Source organism: Haemophilus sp. UMB1048 (assembly GCF_030218125.1).
GTDB lineage: Bacteria > Pseudomonadota > Gammaproteobacteria > Enterobacterales > Pasteurellaceae > Haemophilus_D.
Genome location: NZ_JASOPB010000236.1, coordinates 1 through 204, shown reverse-complemented (window position 1 = coordinate 204; position 204 = coordinate 1). Strand labels below are relative to the sequence as shown.

General features: G+C 36.8%; 1 pseudogene. It reads right to left on the bottom strand.

What is annotated here, in order from left to right:
- Positions 1–204, bottom strand: a pseudogene (locus QP437_RS10605) (histone); the annotation flags it as partial.

Here is a 204-nt window from a genome sequence, read left to right as displayed (position 1 = left end):
TTGCTTCTGAAACTGCTTTTTTCACTTCTGATGCTTTATCTTCCACCGCATATTTTGCTTCTGATGCTTTATCTTCAGCTTCATCTTTTAGCTCAGTTGCTTTATCTGTCACTTCATCTTTTGCTTTTGAAACTGCTTTTTTCACTTCTGATGCTTTATCTTCAGCTGCATCTTTCACTTCAGCAGCTTTATCTTCAGCTTCAT